This is a genomic window from Variovorax paradoxus (assembly GCF_902712855.1).
Classification (GTDB): domain Bacteria; phylum Pseudomonadota; class Gammaproteobacteria; order Burkholderiales; family Burkholderiaceae_C; genus Variovorax; species Variovorax paradoxus_Q.
In genome coordinates, this window is record NZ_LR743507.1 from 4,771,334 (window position 1) to 4,786,262 (window position 14,929).

15 protein-coding genes are annotated in these 14,929 nt (G+C 67.3%); 10 read left to right on the plus strand and 5 right to left on the minus strand.

The window, feature by feature from the left end; genetic code table 11:
- Window positions 1–30: 30 nt before the first annotated feature.
- Window positions 31–1,368: an MFS transporter gene (locus tag AACL56_RS22485; RefSeq protein WP_339092016.1), complete on the minus strand. Its 1,338-nt coding sequence runs from the start codon at window positions 1,366–1,368 to the stop codon at window positions 31–33.
- A gap of 180 nt (window positions 1,369–1,548) precedes the next feature.
- Here AACL56_RS22485 and cyoA point away from each other — a divergent pair, with 180 nt between their 5' ends.
- The 8 genes from cyoA (at window position 1,549) to trhA (ending at window position 9,111) form a co-directional block, all read left to right on the plus strand.
- Window positions 1,549–2,574 (plus strand): ubiquinol oxidase subunit II, encoded by a 1,026-nt coding sequence (gene cyoA, locus AACL56_RS22490; protein WP_339092017.1) that lies wholly within the window; start codon window positions 1,549–1,551, stop codon window positions 2,572–2,574.
- Window positions 2,575–2,576: 2 nt separating this feature from the next.
- A complete protein-coding gene (gene cyoB, locus AACL56_RS22495; protein WP_339092018.1) occupies window positions 2,577–4,580 on the plus strand; it encodes a cytochrome o ubiquinol oxidase subunit I in 2,004 nt (667 codons plus the stop codon).
- Window positions 4,573–5,232 carry a cytochrome o ubiquinol oxidase subunit III gene (cyoC, locus tag AACL56_RS22500; RefSeq protein WP_339092019.1) on the plus strand — a complete coding sequence of 220 codons (660 nt, stop codon included), beginning with the start codon at window positions 4,573–4,575 and terminating at the stop codon, window positions 5,230–5,232. The genes cyoB and cyoC overlap by 8 nt, the downstream gene beginning before the upstream one ends.
- The gene (cyoD, locus tag AACL56_RS22505) at window positions 5,229–5,630 is read left to right on the plus strand and encodes a cytochrome o ubiquinol oxidase subunit IV (RefSeq protein ID WP_339092020.1); all 402 of its coding nucleotides are present in this window, start codon (window positions 5,229–5,231) and stop codon (window positions 5,628–5,630) included. Before cyoC ends, cyoD begins: the two co-directional genes overlap by 4 nt.
- Window positions 5,630–6,421 carry an SURF1 family protein gene (locus AACL56_RS22510; RefSeq protein ID WP_339092021.1) on the plus strand — a complete coding sequence of 264 codons (792 nt, stop codon included), beginning with the start codon at window positions 5,630–5,632 and terminating at the stop codon, window positions 6,419–6,421. Before cyoD ends, AACL56_RS22510 begins: the two co-directional genes overlap by 1 nt.
- Window positions 6,405–7,829 carry an ATP-binding protein gene (locus AACL56_RS22515; protein ID WP_339092918.1) on the plus strand — a complete coding sequence of 475 codons (1,425 nt, stop codon included), beginning with the start codon at window positions 6,405–6,407 and terminating at the stop codon, window positions 7,827–7,829. Before AACL56_RS22510 ends, AACL56_RS22515 begins: the two co-directional genes overlap by 17 nt.
- On the plus strand, window positions 7,810–8,355 hold the full coding sequence (locus tag AACL56_RS22520) for a response regulator transcription factor (RefSeq protein WP_339092022.1): 546 nt from the start codon (window positions 7,810–7,812) through the stop codon (window positions 8,353–8,355). Before AACL56_RS22515 ends, AACL56_RS22520 begins: the two co-directional genes overlap by 20 nt.
- A gap of 69 nt (window positions 8,356–8,424) precedes the next feature.
- The gene (trhA, locus tag AACL56_RS22525; RefSeq protein WP_339092023.1) at window positions 8,425–9,111 is read left to right on the plus strand and encodes a PAQR family membrane homeostasis protein TrhA; all 687 of its coding nucleotides are present in this window, start codon (window positions 8,425–8,427) and stop codon (window positions 9,109–9,111) included.
- Window positions 9,112–9,385: 274 nt separating this feature from the next.
- Here the strand turns inward: trhA and AACL56_RS22530 are convergent, their stop codons facing one another.
- The 3 genes from AACL56_RS22530 to AACL56_RS22540 are packed head-to-tail and all read right to left on the minus strand — an operon-like array spanning window position 9,386 to window position 11,339.
- Entirely contained in the window at window positions 9,386–9,613 is a 228-nt protein-coding gene (locus AACL56_RS22530) for a SlyX family protein (RefSeq protein ID WP_339092024.1), read from the minus strand.
- Between the two features lie 47 nt (window positions 9,614–9,660).
- Complete coding sequence (locus tag AACL56_RS22535) at window positions 9,661–10,557, minus strand: SDR family NAD(P)-dependent oxidoreductase (protein ID WP_339092025.1); 897 nt, start codon at window positions 10,555–10,557, stop codon at window positions 9,661–9,663.
- Window positions 10,558–10,595: 38 nt separating this feature from the next.
- The gene (locus tag AACL56_RS22540; protein ID WP_339092026.1) at window positions 10,596–11,339 is read right to left on the minus strand and encodes an SDR family oxidoreductase; all 744 of its coding nucleotides are present in this window, start codon (window positions 11,337–11,339) and stop codon (window positions 10,596–10,598) included.
- A 130-nt stretch (window positions 11,340–11,469) separates the two neighbouring features.
- On the opposite strand from AACL56_RS22540, the gene AACL56_RS22545 reads away from it, so the two are divergent.
- Complete coding sequence (locus AACL56_RS22545) at window positions 11,470–12,363, plus strand: LysR family transcriptional regulator (protein WP_339092027.1); 894 nt, start codon at window positions 11,470–11,472, stop codon at window positions 12,361–12,363.
- Window positions 12,364–12,387: 24 nt separating this feature from the next.
- Here the strand turns inward: AACL56_RS22545 and AACL56_RS22550 are convergent, their stop codons facing one another.
- The gene (locus tag AACL56_RS22550; protein ID WP_339092028.1) at window positions 12,388–13,902 is read right to left on the minus strand and encodes an MFS transporter; all 1,515 of its coding nucleotides are present in this window, start codon (window positions 13,900–13,902) and stop codon (window positions 12,388–12,390) included.
- 111 nt (window positions 13,903–14,013) lie between these two features.
- On the opposite strand from AACL56_RS22550, the gene AACL56_RS22555 reads away from it, so the two are divergent.
- Entirely contained in the window at window positions 14,014–14,907 is an 894-nt protein-coding gene (locus tag AACL56_RS22555; RefSeq protein WP_339092029.1) for a LysR family transcriptional regulator, read from the plus strand.
- The last annotated feature ends 22 nt before the right edge of the window (window positions 14,908–14,929 follow it).

Consider the following 14,929-nt stretch of genomic DNA (forward strand, 5'->3'; position numbering starts at 1 on the left):
TGAAAGAAACGTCAGCAGTTGTTGCCGTTGTCAGTCGCGCACCAGCGCGCGGTTCAGGCCCAGCGCGGCCAGCGTGGCAACCGCACCCGACAACAGATACACGCTCACATAGGCCAGGCCGAAGTGGGCCGACAGGCCGAGGGCGACCAGGGGCGCGAACGCCGCACCGACCAGCCAGGCCACGTCGGCCGTCAGCGCCGCGCCGACATAGCGGTACTTGGGAGCGAAGTTGGAGGTGACGGCACCGGCCGCCTGGCCGTACGACAGCCCCAGGATCACGAAGCCGACCAGAATGAAGATGTCCTGCCCGACCCGGCCGCCGTCGAGCAGCGTGGGGGCGAAGCCGCTGAACGCAGCGATCACGGCGGCCAGGCCGCCCAGCGTGAAGCGGCGGCCGATGCGGTCGGCCAGCAGGCCTGAGGCCACGATGCCGGCCGCGCCGAGCACTGCACCGATCATCTGCACTACTAGGAATTCTGTGACGGACTGGTCGGAATACAGCGTGATCCACGACAGCGGGAACACGGTGATCAGGTGGAACAGCGCATAGCTGGCCAATGCGGCGAACGCGCCGATCAGGATGTTGGTGCCCTGCGAGCCGACCAGGTCGGTGACGCTGGTGGGCTCCAGTTCGCGCTCTTCGAGCAGGCGCGAGTAGTCGTCCGTGGCCACCAGGCGCAGGCGGGCGAACAGCGCCACCACGTTGATGGCGAAGGCCACGTAGAAGCTGTAGCGCCAGCCCCAGTCGAGGAAGTCTTCCGACGGCAGGCTCGAGTACAGGAAAGCGAACAGCGCGCTGGCAATGAAGAAGCCGATGGGCGCGCCGAGCTGGCCCAGCATGGCGTACCAGCCGCGGCGGTTGGCCGGGGCATTGAGTGCGAGCAGCGACGGCAGGCCGTCCCAAGAGCCGCCGAGCGCAAGGCCCTGGCCGAAGCGGAACACCGACAGCAGCACGATGGCCGTGAAGCCAAGGTTGGCGTAGCCCGGCAGGAAGGCAATGCCGGCGGTCGAGGTGCCAAGCACGAAAAGCGCCAAGGTGAGCTTGGCCTCTCGCCCGAAACGTCGCTGGATGGCCATCGAGATGACAGTTCCGAACGGACGTGCGATGAAGGCGAAGGAGAAGATCAGGAACGAATAGAGCACGCCTTCGAGATGCTGCTCGAAGGGGAAGAAGACCGCCGGGAACACCAGCACCGAAGCAATGCCGTAGACGAAGAAGTCGAAATATTCGGAGGCCCGGCCGATGATCACGCCGACGGCGATTTCGCCCGGGGCGATGTGCGAGTGGTCGTCACCCTGCCGGGCATCGCGTTCGGGCGAGCTCGGCAGCGGATGGGCGCCTTGCGGACTGATGCTGGACGTCGTCATTGCTTGCTGTAATTCGAATGCCACGCCGGGACGCGACACAAAAAGATCATGGAGAGCCTATAGCGTCGCACTGAAAGACGTTTACCGCCATAGGACAAAACGTCCAATAGGCAAAACCCGTCTCACGGCGTAGATTGTGGGGTCATTTTGCGCCGACCTCGCACCTCTTTTCCCCACGGCATGCACATCCTCAAGAACCTTCGCCGATCGCTCCTGCTGCTTCCCGCCATGCTCCTGGCGGGCTGCAACACGGTGTTGATGAACCCATCCGGCGACATCGCCAGCCAGCAGGGACGCCTCATCGTCGTCTCCACCGTGCTGATGCTGATCATCATCATCCCGGTGGTCGCCCTGACCGTCCTTTTCGCCTGGCGCTACCGCCAGTCGAACAAGGAAGCCGTCTACAGCCCCGACTGGGACCACTCGACCCAGCTCGAACTGGCGATCTGGGCGGCTCCGCTGCTCATCATCATCGCCCTGGGCGCCATCACCTGGATCAGCACCCACACCCTCGACCCCTACCAGCCGCTGCGCCGCATCGACGCCCAGCGCCCCATTCCCGCGGACACCAAGCCGCTGGTGGTGGAAGTGGTGGCACTCGACTGGAAGTGGCTCTTCATCTACCCCGAGCAGGGCATCGCCACGGTGAACGAACTGGCGGCCCCGGTGGACCGCCCTATCGAATTCAGGATCACGGCGTCCTCGGTGATGAACTCGTTCTTCATTCCTGCGCTGGCCGGCCAGATCTACGCCATGCCGGGCATGCAGACCAAGCTCAACGCGGTGATCAACAAGCCGGGCGAGTTCGAAGGCTTCTCCGCCAACTACAGCGGCGCCGGCTTCTCGGGCATGCGCTTCAAGTTCCACGGCCTGAGCCACGAGGGCTTCGACCAGTGGATCGCCAAGGTCAAGACCGGCAAGGACGGCGAGTTGAGCCGCGCGCTCTACCAGAAGCTCGAAGTGCCCAGCGAACGCGAACCGGTGCGCCACTACGCCGCCGTCGCCCCCGACCTGTATGACGCCATCCTGAACCGCTGCGTCGACAGCGGCAAGATGTGCATGAAGCAGATGATGGCCATCGATGCCGAAGGCGGACTGGGCAAGCCCGGCGCGTTCAACGTCGCCACCATGCAATCCTGGCAGCCCGACAACATCAATTCGCCCAAGCGCAAGTACGTCACGGCGATGTGCACCACCGAAGAATAACGATGCTCGAACACCTCGACCTCACGAAGCTGGTCTTCGGCCGCCTCACCTGGGAGGCCATTCCTTACCATGAGCCGATCCTGATCGGCACCTTCATCGCGGTGGCGCTCGGCGGCCTCGCATTGCTCGGCGCCATGACCTATTTCAAGGTCTGGGGCACGCTGTGGCGCGACTGGATCACCAGCATCGACCACAAGAAGATCGGCATCATGTACATCATCCTGGGCCTGGTGATGCTGCTGCGCGGCTTCTCCGACGCCATCATGATGCGCGCCCAGCAGGCGATCGCCTTCGGCGACAACGCCGGCTTCCTGCCGCCGCACCACTACGACCAGGTCTTCACCGCCCACGGCGTGATCATGATCTTCTTCGTGGCGATGCCGCTGGTCACCGGCCTCATGAACTTCGTGGTGCCGCTGCAGATCGGCGCGCGCGACGTGGCCTTCCCGTTCCTGAACAACTTCAGCTTCTGGATGACCACTTTCGGCGCCGGCCTCGTGATGGCTTCGCTGTTCGTCGGCGAGTTCGCCAAGACCGGCTGGCTGGCCTACCCGCCGCTGTCGGGCATTCTCTTCAGCCCCGACGTGGGGGTGGACTACTACATCTGGTCGTTGCAGATAGCGGGGGTCGGGACATTGCTGTCCGGCGTGAACCTGCTGGTCACCATCGTGAAGATGCGCGCACCCGGCATGACCATGATGAAGATGCCCGTCTTCACCTGGACCGCCCTGTGCACCAACGTGCTGATCGTGGCCGCCTTCCCGGTCCTGACCGCTGTGCTGGCCCTGCTGTCGCTCGACCGCTACGTCGGCACCAACTTCTTCACGAACGACATGGGCGGCAACGCCATGATGTACGTGAACCTGATCTGGATCTGGGGCCACCCCGAGGTGTACATCCTGATCCTGCCGGCCTTCGGTATCTTCTCGGAAGTGGTCTCCACCTTCTCGGGCAAGCGCCTGTTCGGCTACGCCTCGATGGTGTACGCCACGGTCGTGATCACGATCCTGTCGTACCTCGTGTGGCTGCACCACTTCTTCACCATGGGCTCCGGCGCCAGCGTGAACTCGTTCTTCGGCATCACGACCATGATCATCTCGATCCCCACGGGGGCGAAGATCTTCAACTGGCTCTTCACCATGTACCGCGGCCGGATCCGTTTCGAACTGCCCATGATGTGGACCATCGGCTTCATGATCACCTTCGTGTTCGGCGGCATGACCGGCGTGCTGCTGGCGGTGCCCCCGGCCGACTTCGTGCTGCACAACAGCCTGTTCCTGATCGCCCACTTCCACAACGTGATCATCGGCGGCGTGCTGTTCGGCATGCTGGCCGGCATCACCTACTGGTTCCCGAAGGCCTTCGGCTACAAGCTCGACCCGTTCTGGGGCAAGTGCTCGTTCTGGTTCTGGATCGTCGGCTTCTGGACCGCCTTCATGCCGCTGTACGTGCTCGGCCTGATGGGTGTCACCCGCCGCATGAGCCACTTCCAGGACATGTCGCTGCAGATCTGGTTCCAGGTCGCCGCCTTCGGCGCCGTGCTGATCGCGCTGGGCATCGGCTGCTTCATCATCCAGCTGGTGGTGAGCTACATCCGCCGCGATTCGCTGCGCGACACCACGGGCGACCCGTGGGACGGCCGCACGCTGGAATGGTCGACCTCGTCGCCCCCGCCGGCTTACAACTTCGCGTTCACGCCCCGCATCCACGACAACGACGCCTGGTCGGACATGAAGGCCCGCGGCTACGAGCGTCCGCTGGAAGGCTTCAGCCCGATCCACATGCCCAAGAACACGGCCGCCGGCTTCGTCATCGCGGCGCTGAGCGCGGTGTGCGGCTTCGCCCTGATCTGGCAGATGTGGCTGCTGGCCGGCATCGGCTTCGTCGCCATGCTCGTCGCCATCATCGTCCACACCTTCAACTACAAGCGCGACTACCACATCCCCACGGATGAAGTCGTTCGCACCGAAGACGCGCGCACGCGCCTCCTGGCTGCCCATGTCTAACAGTACCGCCCTCCCCTCCCACACGAACACCGTGGGCAACGCCTCGAGCGTGCCCACCTTCGAGCTGTTCAACGTCCGCAACGAAGACCACCATCCGGAGAACGGGACCCTGCTGGGGTTCTGGCTCTACCTGATGAGCGACTGCCTGATCTTCGCGTGCCTGTTCGCGGTGTACGGCGTGCTGGGCCGCAGCTATGCGGCCGGCCCCTCGGGCGCCGACCTGTTCGACCTGCCGCTGGTGGCGATCAACACCTCGCTGCTGCTGCTGTCGTCCATCACGTACGGCTTCGCGATGCTCGAGATGCAGCGCCGCCGCATGGGCGGCGTGCTGGTCTGGCTGGCCATCACCGGCCTGCTGGGCGCAGGCTTCATCGGCCTCGAGCTGTATGAGTTCGCGCACCTGATCCACGAAGGCGCCGGCCCGCAACGCAGCGCGTTCCTGTCGTCGTTCTTCGCACTGGTGGGCACCCACGGCCTGCACGTGACCTTCGGCATCATCTGGCTCATCGTGCTGATGGTCCAGCTGCCCAAGCACGGCTTCACCGCCGCCAACCGCCGCCGCCTGATGTGCCTGTCGATGTTCTGGCACTTTCTGGACGTGGTCTGGATCGGCGTCTTCACCTTCGTGTACCTGATGGGATCGCTGCAATGAGCGCGCATATCGACACCGCCGGCCACGGCGCACACGGCCATGACGACCATGGCCACGACGACGGCCCCGTGAGCCACAGCACCTTCAAGGGCTACATGACCGGCTTCGTGCTGGCCGTGATCCTCACCGCCATTCCCTTCTGGCTCGTGATGGCGAAGGTGTTCGACAAGCCGAACACCACCGCGCTCGTGATCCTGGCCTTCGCCGTGGTGCAGATCGTCGTCCACATGGTGTACTTCCTGCACATGGACGCCAAGTCCGAGGGCGGCTGGAACATGCTGGCGCTGATCTTCACGCTCGTGGTCGTGGTCATCACGCTGGCCGGCTCGTTGTGGGTCATGTATCACATGAACACCAACATGATGCCGACCATGCACGACATGAAGAACATGCCCTGATGGCGGCTGCAGTCCGCCAGCGCTCAGCCGCCGCGCGGGTGGCGCTTGCGGTCTGCGCCGTCCTCGCCTTCGCAGGTTTCGTCGCGCTCGGAACCTGGCAGGTCGAGCGCCGGGCCTGGAAGCTGGACCTCATCGCCCGCGTCGAACAACGCGTGCACGCCCCGGCCTCCGCACCGCCCGGGCGAACCGAATGGCCCACGGTCAACGCGGCCAATGACGAATACCGGCATGTCCGCCTTGCCGGCACTTTCCTCCACGACAAGGAAGCCCTGGTCCAGGCCAGCACCCGGCTCGGCGCCGGCTTTTGGGTGCTCACCCCGCTGCGCACCGCCGACGGCAGCGTGGTGCTCGTCAACCGCGGCTTCGTGCCGCCCGAGGCGCGCGAGCGTTCGGCGCGCACGGCCGGCGAGCCCCAGGGCGAGACGGCGGTGGCCGGCCTGCTTCGCCTGACCGAACCCAAGGGCGGTTTCCTGCGCAGCAACGACCCTGCCGCCGACCGCTGGTTCTCGCGCGACGTGCAGGCCATCGCGCAGGCCCGCGGGCTGGCGGACGTGGCGCCCTACTTCATCGACGCCGAAGCGACGGCACGGCAGCCCGCCGATGCCACGGCGGCACCCGCCTGGCCCGCCGGCGGGCTGACGGTCATCGCCTTTCCCAACAGCCACCTGGTCTACGCGCTGACCTGGTACGGCCTCGCCCTGATGGTGCTCATCGCCGCGTGGTTCGTGCGGCGCAGCGAGAATGCGGCGCATGCCGACACTCGCCGCACCGAAGATGCCCGCCGCCACTGAGGCGGTCGCGGGGGAGCTGCACGCGCCCCGCGCCGGGGTGGCCAGCCTGGACAACGCCATCGGCCACCAGAACATGCAGCAGCTGATCCAGCTGCGCTGGTTCGCGGTGGTCGGGCAGGTGGTCACCATCCTCGTGGTGCACTACGGCCTCGCGATCCGGCTGCCGCTGGACCACATGCTGCAGGTGCTGGCCTGCCTGGCGATGTTCAACATGGTGAGCCTGCTGCGCTCGCGCAGCCACCGGCGCGTGACCAACGGCGAACTGTTCCTCGCGCTGCTGGTCGACGTGGCCACGCTCACCGCCCAGCTCTACCTGAGCGGCGGCGCGACCAACCCCTTCGTGTTCCTCTTCCTGCTGCAGGTGACGCTGGGCGCGGTGCTTCTGAAGGCCTGGTCGACCTGGACCATGGTGGTGATCACCAGCATCTGCTTCGCCGGGCTGGCGCTGTTCTCGCGGCCGCTCGAACTGCCGCTGGACCACCATCGCGGCCTGTCGAGCCCCTACGTGCAGGGCATGCTGGTGTGCTTCGCGCTGAACGCGGCGCTGCTGGTGATCTTCATCACCCGCATCAGCCGCAACCTGCGCGCGCGCGACGCGCGGCTGGCCGACCTGCGCCAGCGGGCCTCCGAGGAAGAGCACATCGTGCGAATGGGCCTGCTGGCCTCGGGCGCAGCCCACGAACTGGGCACGCCGCTGGCCACGCTGGCGGTGATCCTGGGCGACTGGCGCCGCCTGCCGCACTTCAACTCCGACCCCGAGCTGCTGACCGAGGTGGCCGAGATGGAACTGCAGATCCAGCGATGCAAGAGCATCGTGAGCGGCATCCTGCTGTCGGCCGGCGAGGCGCGCGGCGAGTCGTCCGAGGAAACCACCGTCAGCACCTTCCTCGACGACCTGATCGAGGAGTGGCGCACCACGCGCCCGGTGGAAGACTTCGAGTACGACAACCGCTTTGGCCGGGACCTGCCCATGGTCTCCGACTCGGCCCTCAAGCAGATGATCTGCAACGTGCTCGACAATGCACTCGAGGCGTCGCCGCACTGGCTGCGCCTGGAAGCGGCGCACGACGCCGGCGCACTGACGATCACCGTCACCGACGCGGGCCCCGGCTTCCTGCCGGGCATCCTGAAGGAGTTCGGCAAACCCTACCAGTCGAGCAAGGGCCGCCCGGGCGGCGGCCTGGGCCTGTTCCTTGTCGTGAACGTGGCGCGCACCGTGGGTGGCCGCGTGGCGGCCGGCAACCGGCCGGAGGGCGGGGCCATCGTGAAGATCACGCTGCCCCTCGCGGCGATCGTGCTGGAAGAGGACGAGGAAGTGGAAGACGACGAAGCGGACGAAGACGTCAAGGTTCTCGAGAACGCGAACAGGACCATCGAAACGGAAGGCCATGACGGACACCGGAGCTGAGCGCCAGTTGCTGATCGTCGAGGACGACGACGCCTTCGCGCGCGCGCTGGGCCGCTCGTTCGAGCGTCGCGGCTACGCGGTGGCGCAGGCCGCCAACCTCGCCGAGGTCGAGGCGTACCTGGCCGCCTCCTCGCCGGGTTTCGCCGTGGTCGACCTCAAGCTCAACGGCGAGGCCTCGGGCCTGGCGTGCGTGCAGATGCTGCATCGCCACAACCCCAAGATGCTGATCGTGGTGCTCACCGGCTTCGCCAGCATCGCGACGGCGGTGGAAGCCATCAAGCTCGGCGCCTGCCACTACCTGGCCAAGCCGTCGAACACCGACGACATCGAGGCCGCCTTCGGCCGTGCAACCGGCACCACCGAGGTCGAGCTCACCAACCGCTCCACCTCGATCAAGACGCTCGAATGGGAGCGCATCCACGAGACACTGGCCGAGACCGGCTTCAACATCTCGGAGACCGCGCGCAGGCTCGGCATGCACCGGCGCACGCTGGCCCGCAAGCTGGGCAAGCAGCAGGTCAAGTAGGCCGCGGCAGCCCGGCGCAGTTCCTGCGTGAGCGTCCTTCTCCATCCACCCCGTTTGCATGAGGTACCGATGACAGCCCGTACAACGACGCCCTCCTCCCAGCGCCCTTCCGTCCTCGCGGTGCGCGAGCAGACCGCGATGGAAGAGCTCTTCAATGCGCTGAGCCACGGCCTGGGCCTCGCGCTGGCGATCGCGGCGCTGCCGATCCTCGTCTACAGCGCGGCGCAGCGGGAACAGGCCGCCGGCATCGTCGGTGCCTGCCTGTTCGCCGGCACCGCCATCGTGCTGTACCTGATCTCCACGCTTTACCACGCCCTGCCCGTCGGCCGGGCCAAGGCCTGGTTCAACCGGCTCGACCACGCGGCCATCTATCTCTTCATTGCAGGCAGCTACATGCCCTTCCTGTTCGGCGTGCTGCGCGGCCCGCTGGGCTGGACGCTGTTCGGCGCCATCTGCGCCGCCGCCGTGCTGGGCGTGGGCGCCAAGCTGTTCAACCGGCTGCAGCATCCGTTGTGGTCGACCGGCCTCTACGTGGCCATGGGCTGGATGGCGCTGATGGCCGCCGTGCCGCTCTACGAGCGCATGTCGGCCGCAGGCCTGGGCTGGCTCGTGGCCGGCGGCCTGTTCTACACGGCCGGCGCTGTGGTGTTCCTGTTCGACAACAAGGTGCGCTACGCCCACTCGGTGTGGCACCTGTTCGTGCTGGCGGGCAGCACGTGCCACTTCTTCGCGGTGCTCTGGCATTCGCATGGGTGACGCCGCCAGGCTTCGCGCACTTCGTGTCGCTGCTCCTTCCCCCTCGCCGGGGGCGACACCTGCGGCCCGGCGGACATAGGCACTCCCCCAGGCTTCGCGCACTTCGTGGCGCTGCTCCTTCCCCCTCGCCGGGGGCGACACCTGCGGCCCGGCGGACATAGGCACTCCCCCAGGCTTCGCGCACTTCGTGTCGCTGCTCCTTCCCCCTCGCCGGGGGCGACACCTGCGGCCCGGCGAAGCCGGTTCCGCGGTGTCTCACGAACAGTGGCCCCGCTCAGTAGTGCGGGGGGAGTTCGTCGCGCGGACTGGAGGCGGAGCCGTGCTGCATCGCGTTCTGGCTCTGTTCCTTGAGCTGCGTGACGTGCAGGATGAGCCTGTCGATCTGCTGTTGCTGGCGGTAGATCGTCATGTTCAGCTGGTCGAGCAGGTCTTCGGCGTAGCTCGACTTGATCTCGAGTTCGGTCACGCGGTCGGCCAGGGCGTCGTCGGGTCGGTTTTCCATGGCGCTATTGGACAGGAAGACTGGCCCGCTTTTCGTGACGGCCGCGCTCAGCGCCGCACGGCCGCTTCGAGCAGGTCGCCCATGCCGATTCGCTTCGCGAATTCGATGCGCACACGCTCCGACACCTCGAACACCTCCGCCGCACCGTCGCCGACGAAGTCGATCAGGGAGCGCATCGGCCGCGCGCCGGCCGGCAGGCCCGCGATGCGCACGATCTCGTCGGCCACGGCCTGCGGATCGGCGTTGTCGGGCGTGAGCGCCGACAGGCGCGCGCCGATCTGGTCCATCACGCCGTCATAGCGGGCATAGGCGGCGGCGGTGGCCGCATCGGCCGGCTTGCCGGCGCTCGGGAAATGGTCGGTGCCCCTGGTGAAGGCGCCGGGCACGACGATCGAGGTCTCTATGCCGAAGCGCGCGATCTCGTAGGCCAGCGTGACGGCCAGCGAATCCATCGCCGCCTTGGCCGCGCCGTACGGGCCCATGAACGGCGGAAAGCCGCCCCTGGTGGTGGTGCTGCTGATCCACAGCATCAGCCCCGACTCCTGGCGGCGCAGATGCGGCAGCACCGCGCGGTTCACGCGCTGCGCACCGATAACGTTGGTGTCGAACACCTTCACGATCTCTTCCGGCGTGAAGGCCTCGGTGGGTCCGACCACGAGGTGGCCGGCGTTCTGCATGACCACGTCGATGTGGCCCTGCTCGCGCACGATGGTCGCGGCGGCTGCGTCGGCCGACGCCTGAGAGAGCACGTCGAGCTCGAGCGGGTGCAGCGCGATGCTCTTCGCGGCGGCGAGGGTGCGCAACTCGGCGGCACGGCCCGCGTTGCGCCCGGCGATGTCGCGCATCGACGCGTAGACGATGTGGCCCGCTTCCGCCAGCGATTGCGCGCTGAGCTTGCCGATGCCGGTGCCCGCACCGGTGACGAGGATGATCTGCCTGGACATGGTGTTTTCTCCGTAGGAAGCCGGTGCGGATGACGCGCTCAGGCGATGCCGCCGTTGGCGCGCAGGACCTGGCCGTTGACCCAGCCCGAATCGGGACTGGCGAGGAAGGAGACCACCGAGGCGATGTCCTCGGGCTGGCCCAGGCGCTGCAGCGGCGGCATCTTCGCGAAGGTCTGGACCTGCTCCTCGGTCTTGCCATCGAGGAACAGCGACGTGGCGATCGGACCCGGCGCCACGGCATTCACCGTGATGTTGCGGCCGCGCAGTTCCTTGGCGAACACATGCGTGAATGCCTCGACGGCCGCCTTGGTTGCGTTGTAGATCGCGTAGCCCGGCATGTTCAGCGCCAGCGTGGTGCTCGAGAAGTTGACGATGCGCCCGCCTTCGTTCAGCCGCCTGGCGGCTTCGCGCAGCGTGTTGAAGGTGCCGCGCACGTTGATGTCGAAGGTCTGGTCGTAGAGCGCGTCGGTGTGCTCGGCCAGCGGCACCGTCTTGAGCACGCCGGCGTTGTTGACCAGCACGTCGACCTTGCCGAGCTGCGCCTCGACCGCGTCGAACATGGCGCGCACTTCGCCGGCCTTCGACACGTCGGCCTTCACGGCCAAGGCCCTGGCGCCGCCGGCCTTCAGCTCGGCGACGAGCGCATCGGCCTGCGCCGGGCTCGCAGCGTAGTTGACTGCGACGGCGAAGCCGTCCTTGGCAAGGCGCTGCGCGACGGCGGCGCCGATGCCGCGAGAGGCGCCGGTAACGATGGCGACCTGGGAGTTCGAGGGCTTGTTCATGGCTGTTTCCTTTGCATTGGTGGGTTGCTGGGTTGGTGAGACGAATCATCGATCGTTCCGCTGCAAAGATAATCAACCGCACATCGCCATTACCATTCCATTTACTTCAACAATAAATCAGGCCATCGCCATGGACCGCTTCCAGGAAATGCAGGCCTTCGTGCGCATCGCCGAACGCCAGAGCTTCACGCAGGCATCCGAAGACCTGCAGATTCCGCGCGCCACCGTCACCAACCTGATCAAGCGCGTCGAGCAGCGCATCGGCACCCGCCTGCTCGAGCGCACCACCCGCACCGTGCGGCTCACGCAGGACGGCGAGGCCTACTACCGCCGCTGCGTGCGGCTACTCGCCGACGTGGAGGAAGCCGAGGGCCTGTTCCGCAACGAGGCGCCGAAGGGCTTGCTGCGCGTGAACCTTCAAGGCACGCTGGCGCGCAATTTCGTGGTGCCGGCGCTGCCCGCGTTCCTCGCCCGGTATCCCGACCTCGAACTGCACATCGGCGAGGACGACCGGCTGGTCGACCTGGTGCGCGAAGGCGTCGACTGCGTGCTGCGCGCCGGCAACCTGCAGGACTCCTCGATGGTCGCGCGGCGCGTGGCGCTGCTGCCGCAGGTGACGGTCGCGAGCCCGGCCTACCTCGCGGCGCACGGCGAGCCCGCGAGCATGGAGGCGCTCGCTGCACACCGCGCCGTCAACTACTTCTCGAGCGCCACCGGCAAGGCGGTCCCGCTCGAGTTCACGGTCGAAGGCCGCGTCACGACGGTGCAGCTCGGGGGCATCGTGTCGGTCACCGGCGCCGATCTCTACACCGGCTCGGCGGTCGCCGGGCTGGGCCTCGTGCAGGTGCCGCGCTATCGCGTGGCCAGCGAACTGGCCGACGGCCGTCTGCAGGTGGTGCTGGCCGCGTTCGCACCGCCGCCGATGCCGGTGTCGGTGCTCTATTCGCAGAACCGGCAGCTGTCCTCGCGCGTGCGCGTCTTCACCCAGTGGCTGCGCGACATCTTCGAGGCGGCCGGGGTCTGAGGCGTCGACAACGCCCCGGCCCGCTCAGCAGGCGGTCGATTCCAGCCCCACGCCGCCGTCCTCGGCGTGCGCTCGCATCCCGCCCCGCAGAAACACGAACACCACCACCGCAGTCAACACCGTCACAGCCGCCAGCACGCACAGCAGCGTGCCGAACGCCGCGCCGTAGGCTTGCAGCAGCGCCGCGCGGTCCATGCCGGGCAGCAGGGCCAGCGCCTGCGACAGGTCGCCGGTGGTCAGGCGCTGTGCCGCCTGTGCTGCGAAAGCGGCATGGCCGAGTTGCGCGGCCACCAGCGCAGTCAGCCCGGCGCCCACGAGCGCCAGCGCGATGCCCTCGCCCGCGACACGCACCGTGTTGAAGATGCCCGACGCCATGCCCGCGCGTTCGCGCGGCACCACGCTCACTGCAAGCCCGTCCATGAGGCCCCAGGGCAGGCCGATGCCCGCGCCGACCAGAAGCAGCGCACCCGCCAGTTCATGCAGGGACGCGCCCGGCGCACAGCGGCCGAGCCAGAACAGGCCTGCGGCGCACACCAGCAAGCCCGTCGCGGAAATCGCGCCCGCCGAGAACCTGTGGGCCAGCCAGGCAGCGAGCGTCGGCACCACGAGGATGGGCCCGGACAGCGCGAACATGAAGCTGCCCGCCTCGAGCGCGCTGCGCCCTTCCAGCCCGATGAAGCGGATCGGCAGCAGCACCAGCAGCACGACGAAGCCGTAGGCCGGCGCGGCGGCCAGCAACTGCACGCCGACGAAGCGCGGAAAGCGGAACAGCGACAGGTCGAGCATCGGATGCGCCACGCGCCGCTCGACGGCGACGAAGGCCGCGCCCATCAGCAGCGCCGCCGCGAGCGCGCCGGCGACCCGAGGGCTGCCCCAGCCGCTTTCCGGTGCCTGCAGCACGCCCAGTGTCAGCAGGCTCAGTGCGGCGGTGAAGGTGGCGCAGCCGGGCAGGTCGAGCCCCATCGCATGCGGATTGCGCGACTCGCGCATGCAACGCGCCGCGATGCACAGCGCCACAAGGCTCACCGCGCCGGGGCTCAGCATCACCGCCTGCCAGCCGAAGCGCTCCGCGAGCCAGCCCGAGAGGATGGCGCCGCACGACAGCCCCACACCGAAGGAGGTGCCGATCAGGCTGAAGGCCCGCGTGCGCGCCGCCCCATCGAACACCTGCGCCAGCGCCGCGGTGCCGGCGGCAAAGGCAGCGGCCGAACCCAGCCCCTGCAGCGCGCGCACCAGGTCGAAGGCGACGATGCCGGGTGCGAGCGTCTGCAGCGAGCTGCTCAGGGCCACCACCGCCAGGCCCTGCAGGAACACGCGCTTGCGCCCGCAGGCGTCGGCGAGCGCGCCGGCCGCCATCAAGGTGGCGCCGAAGCTCAGCATGAAAGCGTTGGTCACCCAGTTGAGTTGCACTGGACTGCCGCCCAGCGCGCCGTGGATGGCGGGCAGCACCACCGCCGGACCGGTGAAGCTCAGCGGCATGCCCAGAGCGGCCAGGCAGACGGCGGCGAGCAGCCAGTTCTTGGAAGAAGTCGGGGACATCGAAGGCCTGCGTGCAAAAAGGAAGAATCGGGAGCACGAAGATAAAAAGGATTCAATGAAAGGAGAATGGCCGCGCCAATCCGCACACTCCCAACCAAAGGTTGTCAATCCATGGACAGTTTCAGCGGGCTTGAATCCTTCGTGCGCGCGGCGGACCTGCTGAGCTTCGCCAAGGCCGGCCGGTTGCTGGGCATCTCGGCATCGGCAGTGGGCAAGAACGTGGCGCGGCTCGAACAGCAGCTCGGCGTGCGTCTCTTCAACCGCACCACGCGCCACACGCGGCTCACCCAGGAAGGCGCCCTGTTTCACGAGCGCTGCCGCCGCATCCTCGATGAGCTCGACGATGCGCGGGCCATGATGCAGGACGCCATCGCCGCGCCGCGCGGCCGCCTGCGCGTGAGCCTGCCGACCATCGGCTACCGTTTTCTCCTGCCTGTCCTTCCAGCCTTCAAGGCCCGTTACCCCGAGATCGAGCTCGACCTCGACTTCAACGACCGGCTGGTCGACGTGATCGCCGAGGGCGTCGACGTGGCCATCCGCAGCGGCGACCTGGTCGATTCGCAACTGGTCGCGCGACGCCTCGGCCCCTTCCGCTTCGTGCTGGTGGCCTCACCCGCCTACCTGGCGCGCCACGGCGTGCCACATGTGCCGGCCGACCTCGTGCACCACGCCTGCCTGCGCTACAAGTTCGCGACGGGGGGCAAGATCGAGGAATGGGACCTGCCAGGCCTGCCGGAGCAATTGCCGCCCGGCCTGCTGTGCAACAACATGGAAGCGATGCTCGGCGCAGCCATCGCCGGCCTCGGCGTGGCCTACATGCCCGATTTCCTGGCGCGCGATTCGCTGGGCCGCGGCGAACTGCAGCGCGTGCTGGCCACGCACCTGGTGCGACAGGGCCAGTTCTCTGCGCTGTGGCCGTCGAGCCGGCAGCTCTCGCCGAAGGTGCGCGCCTTCGTGGACTTCGCGGGGGAGCACATGTTCAGGGACGAAGACACGCCTGCATGAAGCGTCAATCGAACCAAATTCA